At 60.7% G+C, this 8,218-nt stretch carries 5 protein-coding genes and 1 pseudogene; 4 read left to right on the forward strand and 2 right to left on the reverse strand.

From position 1 onward, the window contains the following. The first annotated feature begins 147 nt into the window (after positions 1–147). From GPA21_RS09690 to GPA21_RS09700, 3 genes are all read left to right on the forward strand, one after another. Positions 148–1,083, forward strand: coding sequence for a LysR family transcriptional regulator (locus GPA21_RS09690; protein WP_168987996.1), 936 nt, complete (start codon positions 148–150; stop codon positions 1,081–1,083). Then, on the forward strand, positions 1,083–2,450 hold the full coding sequence (gene radA / locus GPA21_RS09695; protein WP_168987997.1) for a DNA repair protein RadA: 1,368 nt from the start codon (positions 1,083–1,085) through the stop codon (positions 2,448–2,450). The genes GPA21_RS09690 and radA overlap by 1 nt, the downstream gene beginning before the upstream one ends. Before the next feature lie 206 nt (positions 2,451–2,656). After that, positions 2,657–5,101, forward strand: a complete 2,445-nt coding sequence (locus GPA21_RS09700; RefSeq protein WP_168987998.1) for a Lon protease family protein — start codon at positions 2,657–2,659, stop codon at positions 5,099–5,101. Between the two features lie 29 nt (positions 5,102–5,130). Here GPA21_RS09700 and GPA21_RS09705 read toward each other — a convergent pair. Both GPA21_RS09705 and GPA21_RS09710 read right to left on the reverse strand, forming a co-directional pair. Continuing rightward, positions 5,131–5,712 (reverse strand): annotated as a pseudogene (locus GPA21_RS09705) (chemotaxis protein CheB); the annotation flags it as partial. 54 nt (positions 5,713–5,766) lie between these two features. After that, on the reverse strand, positions 5,767–6,579 hold the full coding sequence (locus GPA21_RS09710; RefSeq protein WP_168988000.1) for a CheR family methyltransferase: 813 nt from the start codon (positions 6,577–6,579) through the stop codon (positions 5,767–5,769). Between the two features lie 342 nt (positions 6,580–6,921). Here GPA21_RS09710 and guaD point away from each other — a divergent pair. Beyond that, on the forward strand, positions 6,922–8,218 hold a 1,297-nt coding region (gene guaD / locus GPA21_RS09715; RefSeq protein WP_168988001.1), incomplete at its 3' end, for a guanine deaminase.

Consider the following 8,218-nt stretch of genomic DNA (forward strand, 5'->3'; position numbering starts at 1 on the left):
GGTTTATACCACGAAGCCGCTCGAGCTTCCTGATCACCTTTTGGTTCCACTCGCATACGCCGGTCACCTTGTGCTTAAATGGCCACCTATAAACGATCTTTATCGAAAAGCCTCTTCCGCAGTTTGAGGGCTACCGGAGACACTCACATGGCGGATCGCCGACTTCAGGTTTTTCATGCCGTCGCCAAACACGGCTCATTCACCCGTGCGGCCGAGCATTTGTTCATGACGCAGCCTGCCGTGACCTTTCAGATCAAGCAACTGGAAGAGCATTTCAACACGCGCCTGCTCGAGCGCGGTCATGGCCGGGTCAGCCTGACGCCGGCCGGAGAGATCGTTATGGCCTACGCCGAACGTATTCTCGACATGTCCGAGGAACTCGAGTCGCGGGTCTCGGAACTCACCGATGAACTGGCCGGCACCCTCACGATCGGCACCAGCACGACAATCGCGGCCTACTGGATGCCACGCCTGCTCGAGCCGTTCAAGCGCAAGTATCCGCGCGTGATACCGCGTGTGGTGGTCGGAAATTCGGCGTTGACCGAGGCAAGGGTGACCGCGCGCGAGCTCGACATCGGTCTCATCGAGATCGTCACCGATCAACCTGCGATCGAACGCCGCACGGTTGCGCGCGACGAGCTGATGGTCATCTGTCAGCCCGGTCATCCGCTGTCAGGTGAAGCTTCGCTGGAAGCGATCGATTTGATGGGCTATCCGTTCATCACCCGGGATCCAGGCAATGCAATCAGGGAGCTAGCGGAAAAGTTCTTCGAATCGGCTGGTATCAGCATGGATCAGCTGATTATCTGCGCCGAAATTGGCAGCCTTGCTACCGTGAAGTACCTCGCCTCCTGTGGCCTGGGCTACGGGATCGCCTCACGGGCTGCGATCCAGCGCGATCTTCGTGAGGGACGTCTTGCGGCAATTCCCCTGGAACCGCGCCTGTACACCCCGCTCGAGGTCATCATTCCCAAGGACAAGTTCCGATCCCGTCTGATCGCCACCTTTGCCGATCACGTCGTCGAGGTACTTGGCCGGATGGCTGAGGAGATCGACCCCAGCAACGAAAGCGTGGCAGATTGATGGCGAAAGCGCGCACTACCTACGTCTGCGCCGAATGCGGCGCGCAGGCGCCACGCTGGCAGGGCCAGTGCCCGCACTGCAAGGCGTGGAACACCTTGAGCGAGACCGTCGTGGAGGCGGGCAATGGCAACCGTTTCGCTGCGCTCGCCGGAGACACAGGGAAACTGCTTGCACTGTCCGAGCTGGAAGCCCGTGAGGAACCACGTGTGCCGACAGGCATTCCAGAGTTCGACCGGGTGCTTGGCGGCGGCCTGGTCGCCGGCGGGGTGGTCCTGATTGGCGGTGATCCGGGGATTGGCAAGTCCACCTTGTTGCTGCAGGCCTTGAGCGTGCTCGCCACGCAATATCCAGCAATCTATGTCAGCGGCGAGGAATCGGGCGAGCAGGTGGCCTTGCGTGCCCGTCGGCTGCAGCTCGATCCGGGTGAGCTGCAATTGCTGCCCGAGATCAATCTGGAGCGCATCGTCGCCACGCTGCGGGAGGCGAAGCCGAGAATCGCCGTGATCGACTCGATCCAGACGGTGTACTCGGAAGCACTGTCGTCAGCCCCCGGATCGGTATCGCAGGTACGCGAATGCGCGGCCCAATTGACACGACTGGCCAAACAAAGCGGTATCACCCTGATCATGGTCGGCCATGTCACGAAAGATGGTGCGCTTGCCGGACCGAGAGTGCTGGAGCACATCGTCGACACCGTGCTGTATTTCGAGGGCGACAGTCACTCGAGTTTCAGACTGGTGCGCGCTTTCAAGAACCGCTTTGGCGCGGTCAACGAGCTAGGCGTGTTCGCGATGACTGACCGCGGTCTGCGCGGCGTGAGCAATCCTTCGGCAATCTTTCTGTCGCAACACGATCAGGAGGTCAGCGGCAGTTGCGTGCTCATCACACAGGAGGGAACACGGCCCTTGCTGGTCGAGATTCAGGCGCTGGTGGACAGCGCCCATAGCCCGAATCCAAGAAGGCTCGGGGTCGGGCTCGAGCAGAACCGGCTCGCGATGTTGCTCGCAGTGCTGCACCGACACGCCGGTGTGGTTTGCTTCGACCAGGATGTATTCGTAAACGCGGTCGGCGGCGTCAAGGTCGCCGAGCCGGCGGCGGATCTGGCAGTGCTGCTTGCCATCGTGTCGTCCTTGCGGTCTCGACCCTTGCCGCGGCGGCTCGCAGTATTTGGTGAAGTGGGTCTGGCAGGCGAAATCCGACCCGCGCCGCGCGGTCAGGAGCGTTTGAAGGAGGCCGCGAAGCTCGGTTTCGAGGTCGCGATCATACCCAAGGCCAATGCGCCAAAACAGGCGCCTGAGGGGATGCAAGTGATTGCAGTTGATCGGATTGAGCAGGCAATCACACGCGCCGGCGAACTGAGCGGGTGAGACCTTGGTTTGCCGCGTGATCGAGCACTGCGTTTGAGTGACCGTTACTCTGATTTCGTAGTTGACATAATACACATTATGCTTGTTCTAGACCTCTTTAAAAGACCGGCTGCAACCACCCTGGACTCGAACTCCCACGACTGGGGATGACAAGCGCCGCTGTTCGTCGCATCCTTGTTCCAAAGACGCAAAGAGGACTGAAACAGATGTCTGAGCCGAAGCCCTTAGACCCAGCGATGTTGTTTTCGCCCTGCGACCTGTCGGTGTTCGATTTCGAGACCACCGATACGATTTCCCCCGAGACCGAGATCTTCGGCCAGACACGCGCGGTTGAGGCGCTGCGTTTCGCGGTCGGGGTCGAAGACCCCGGCTACAACCTGTTCGTGCTTGGCTCGCCCGGAAGCAACCGTCACGGCATCGTTCGCCGCCTGATCGAAGAACATGCGCAGTCACGCGAGACTGCGATCGACTGGTGTTACGTGAACAACTTCGCGGATGAGTCGCGCCCGGCCGCGCTGCGTCTTCCCGCGGGTTTGGGAGCGCGTTTGCGGCGTGACATGCAGACCTTCACAAGTGAGCTGGGCGCAGCGCTCACCGCCGGATTCGAGTCGGAGGATTTTCGCGGCTGCGTCGAACGGATTCAGGAGGAGTTTCGTGAACGCGATGAAGGCGCCTTGCAGGCGCTGGGCGCAGAGGCATCTTCACGTGGCATCGCCTTCATGCGAACGCCAAGAGGATTCGTATTCCTGCCCATGAAGGGCAAGGAAACCATGGATCAGGCCGAATACGCCGCGTTGCCAGAAGCACAACGATCACGCATAGACGAAGCGATCGAGGCATTGCGGGAGCAGTTGCGGAAAATCCTCCACGATCAACCGCGCAACCGCCGAGAAATGCAGGCGCGCCTGCGGGAGGTCGGGCGCGAGACGATGACGCTCGCAGTGAGCCACCTGATCGAGGAACTGAAGGAGCGCTATTCGGCGCAAGCCGAGCTTCGCCAGTTTCTCGATGCAGTACTTGAAGACGTCGTTACCACCGGTGATGCGTTGCGCGAACAGGCCACCAGCAGCAACGGTGAAGAAGCGGGTATTCCGGCGGTCCGCTATCAGATCAATCTGCTCGTTGGGCACGAAACGGCAAGTCCAGCGCCGGTGGTATTCGAGAGCAACCCCACCTACCCCAACCTCGTCGGCCGAGTGGATCATGTCACCCAGATGGGCATGATGGTGACCAACTTCACCATGATCCGACCCGGCGCGCTGCACCGGGCCAACGGTGGCTATCTTTTGCTGGACGCCGACAAATTGCTGGTTCAGCCTTTTGCCTGGGATGGCCTCAAGCGCGCCTTGAAGTCTGGCGAGATCTGCATGGAATCGCTCGCCCAGGCCTACGGTTGGTCCAGCGCCCTGCCCCTCGAACCCGAGCCGATCCCTCTGTCCCTCAAAGTCATACTGTTCGGACAACGTCGCCATTATTACTTGCTGAAAGCCCTGGATCCGGAGTTCGACGAGTTGTTCAAGGTCGCTGCGGATTTTGAGGATGAACTCGAGCGCACCCCTGACAATCAGCGCCTGTTCGCACGCATGGTGGCCTCGCTGGTACGCGAGAAGCGGCTGCTGCCCTTCTCTCGCGATGCTGTCGGACGGCTGATTGAATTCAGCGTGCGCGAAGCCGGAGACATCGAGCGCCTGTCACTGCGCACACGAAGCACCGTGGATCTGATGAGCGAAGCCGCACATTGCGCCCGTCAGCGCGGAGCCGACGCTGTCTGTCGAGATGATGTCAAAGCTGCCATCGACGCCCGTATACGCAGGGCAGATCGCCTGCGTGAAACCATGAAGGACGCTGTACTGACCGAGACAATCCAGATCGATACCGAGGGTACTGTCTGCGGCCAGGTCAATGGGCTTGCCGTCGTCGACCTGGGCGACTTCCGATTTGCCCGGCCGGTCAGAATCAGTGCCACTGCTCGACCAGGCAACGGCGACGTCATCGATATTGAGCGTAAGGCGGAGCTGGGTGGTGCCATCCACAGTAAAGGAGTGATGATTCTGTCCTCCTACCTCGCTTCGCATTACGCGCAAGACATGCCCGCCTGCCTGTCGGCCAGCGTCGTGTTCGAGCAATCCTATGGCCCGGTCGAGGGCGATAGCGCCTCTCTTGCCGAACTCTGCGCCCTACTCTCCGCTCTCGCCGGCATACCGGTTCGGCAGACGCTCGCTGTAACCGGTTCTGTCAATCAGCATGGCGGCGTACAGGCTGTAGGCGGGGTGAATGAGAAGATCGAGGGCTTCTTCGATCTATGTCGTGCCCGAGGCTTGAACGGCGATCAGGGAGTCATCGTGCCGCGCAGTAATGTGCGACATCTGATGCTGCGTGAGGATCTGGTCTCCGCCGTGAAGAACGGTCAGTTCCAGGTCTATGCGGTCGGGCACGTCGATGAGGCGATGACGCTGCTCACTGGCATGCCGATGCGGACCGAAGGCAAGTCACGCGGACTGGACCAGCTGATCACGACGCGGCTCAACCATTACGCCCGAGTGCGTCAGGATTTTGCTGAACCGCGCACCGAGACTGCGGCCACAAAACCGAAGAAATCCATCAAGACACCCGCCAAGACAACGAATCGAGGCAAAAGGAAGCAAAGCTGATTGGACGCCAACTGCACGGACAAGCTGGGTCAAACGCGCCCGACGAAACGGCCGGTGATCGGATTGATGGCTTCGGCGATGCGGGAAAGGGGTAGCACCTGCTCCACTGCCTGCAGCTTGATCGCCTCGCGCGGCATGCCGAAAACCACGCAGCTTGCTTCGTCCTGTGCGATGGTACGCGCACCGGCCAGGCGCATCTCCAGCAAGCCACGCGCGCCGTCGTCTCCCATCCCGGTCATGATGACACCGATCGCGTTACGTCCGGCGCATTTGGCCACCGAGCTGAAGAGCACGTCGACCGACGGTCGATGACGATTTACTGGCGGGCCATCGCGCACATCCACTATGAAACGGTTGCCGGCGCGTCGCACCGACATCTGATACCCGCCCGGCGCAATGAGAACACGGCCTGGTTCCACTGCCTGTCCGTCGCGAGCCTCGAGCACTTCAAGTTGGCACAGCTGATTCAAACGTTGCGCGAACAAGGCCGTAAAACGAGCCGGCATGTGCTGAACCACGACAATGCCCGGGCAATCAACCGGCAACGCCGAAAGCACGACCTCGAGTGCCTGAGTGCCTCCAGTCGAGGTGCCGATCGCAATCAGCCGGTCATGCATGCGCAGCGTGCCCTCAAGTGGGATCGTGATCGATTCATTGGCCTGTGGTTACAGCTTGCGATATACCGTGGGCATTTCCTGCTTGAAAGGCAGATCGAAGCCGTTGAGGCTTTCGGAGTGGCCGATGAACAGCCAGCCCCCCGGGTGCATCTGCCTGGAGACCCGCTCCACGATCGCCTTCTTGCTTGGAGGATCGAAATAGATGAGCGCGTTGCGCAGAAAGACGACATCGAACATGCCGACCGAACCCATGCTTTCGTTGAGATTCACCCTGGAGAAACGCACACGACGGCGCACCTCGGGAGCAACATGCAGCATTTCCCCCTTCTCACCGGGAACGCGCTGGCAGTAGCGCTGGAAGTACTCTCGGGGAATGCCTTCCGTACGCAGCATTGAATAGGCGCCTGTCTTGGCGCGCTCGATCACTTCAAGGCTGATGTCCGAGCCGAGGATCTCCCAGGCTCGTGTGCTGCCCAGACTATCCATCAACACCATCGCAAGGCTGTATGCCTCTTCTCCGGTCGACGAGGCAGCGCTCCAGAAACGCAACGGGTTACTCCCGCGCGGCAGTGTGGGCAACACACGTTCCTTCAATACATTGAAATGCCTCGGCTCACGGAAGAAATAGGTTTCGTGTGTGGTCAATAAGTCGATGACCTGCTCGAACTCGTCGCGATCCCGGCCACTTGCCACGAGTTGATAATAGGCTTCGAAACTGTCGAGGCCGCGCGCTCGAAGGCGTCGGTGCAGCCGGCCGCTGACCATCTGCTTCTTCGTGAGAGGAATATCGACGCCAGCGGCACGACGCATCAACTCACGAAAATGGTTGAACTCGACGTCACTGATCAGCTTTTCGTGCATTACGTTCTTTCCAAAAATCCGGGGCCCGCTCGGCCCGGAGACATCGTATCCGATGCGGAGGCCGATGAGCTCGACAACTTGGGTCGAGCGTTAAATTTTGCCTTTGACCCTAGGCCTCCACTCAGGGCGCCGCGCGCGCCTGATCCGCTCGCGCTGGCGGCCCCTAGACGATTCGCGCCAAAGTGCCGTATTCGCGCCATTCAACGCGTGTAGCACGTCGCACGCGGTTGTGAACAACTCATCGGCTCGAGGCTACGGTGCCGCTTGACGAGCTTGTGTAAGACGTCGACCATGAGCCGCAAGAGTGCCGCCTGACGGCTATCCGAACCGACCAAACCAATCATGTCGCTACCCACCCGCCCCTCCGAACTGCAGGCCTTCCGTGGTGAGCTCCTGCACTTTCTCGACGATCCTGAGCGCGCGGGCACGGGTGCGAACGCTGTCGAACACCTTCCCGATGCCCTGCTCCTGGTTCGCGACGGTCGGGTCGTGAAGGCCTGCCCCTTCACCGAACTCGCACCCCACCTGCCTGCTGACACCCCCATCGTTGACTATCGGGGAAAGCTGATGCTGCCTGGTTTCGTCGACACTCATGTTCATTACGCGCAGACCGACATCATCGCAAGCCACGCACAGGGCTTGCTGAGCTGGCTCGAGAAGTACACCTTCCCCGCCGAAACGCGCTTCGCCGATGGCGACCATGCCGCCGAGGTGGCGGCGTTTTTCTGCGAGGAACTGCTTCGCAACGGCACCACCACCGCAATGGTGTTCGCCACCGTGCACCCGGTTTCGGTCGACAAGCTGTTCGACGCCGCACAGCAAAGACGGATGCGGTTGATCGCCGGCAAGGTGCTGATGGATCGCAACTGCCCGGCCACGCTGCGCGACGATACTGAACTGGCCCATCATGACACGCTCGCGCTAATCGATCGCTGGCATGGCCGCGAGCGCCTCGGTTATGCGATTACGCCAAGATTCGCACCCACCTCCACCCCGCGGCAGATGCAGCTCGCCGGCGAGCTGTTTCGCAGCTTCCCGGGGCTTCACCTGCAATCCCATGCTGCCGAGAACCGCGACGAGGTCGATTGGGTCGCCGCACTTTACCCACAAGCCAGAAGCTATCTCGACGTCTATGAGCGCTACGGGCAGCTCGGTCCGCGCGCCGTGTTCGCGCACTGTATCTGGCTCGACGAGACCGATCGCCGACGCATGGCCGAAACCGGCGCGGCGATGAGCTTCTGCCCCACCTCCAACCTGTTTCTCGGCTCCGGTCTTTTTGATTACGCCCTTGCGCGCGAGGCAGGTGTAAGGGTTGGTATTGGCACCGACGTCGGAGGCGGCACCAGCTTCTCGATGCTCCGCACCCTGGCCGAGGCCTATAAGGTTCTGCAACTCAAGGGCCAGGATCTCGGGTCGCTGCAGGCCTTTTATCTGGCAACGCTAGGCGGCGCGCGCAGCCTTTATCTCGACGATCGAATCGGCAACTTCGCACCTGGAAAAGAGGCGGACTTCGTGGTCCTCGATCCGTCGGCGACACCACTGATCGCACGCCGGCTGGCCACGGCCGAAGCGCTTTCGGAACGCCTTTTTGCACTCATGATGCTCGGCGACGACCGCTGTATCGCGGCCACCCATGTTC

It is taken from the genome of Azoarcus taiwanensis (assembly GCF_012910885.1).
In the GTDB taxonomy this organism is placed as follows: Bacteria; Pseudomonadota; Gammaproteobacteria; order Burkholderiales; family Rhodocyclaceae; genus Azoarcus_F; species Azoarcus_F taiwanensis.

Bases quoted from the DNA above. Each gene is read 5' to 3' on its own strand.
- GPA21_RS09710 (WP_168988000.1), bottom strand. From the start codon at position 6,579: ATGCACGAAAAGCTGATCAGTGACGTCGAGTTCAACCATTTTCGTGAG.
- radA (WP_168987997.1), top strand. From the start codon at position 1,083: ATGGCGAAAGCGCGCACTACCTACGTCTGCGCCGAATGCGGCGCGCAG.
- GPA21_RS09700 (WP_168987998.1), top strand. From the start codon at position 2,657: ATGTCTGAGCCGAAGCCCTTAGACCCAGCGATGTTGTTTTCGCCCTGC.
- GPA21_RS09690 (WP_168987996.1), top strand. From the start codon at position 148: ATGGCGGATCGCCGACTTCAGGTTTTTCATGCCGTCGCCAAACACGGC.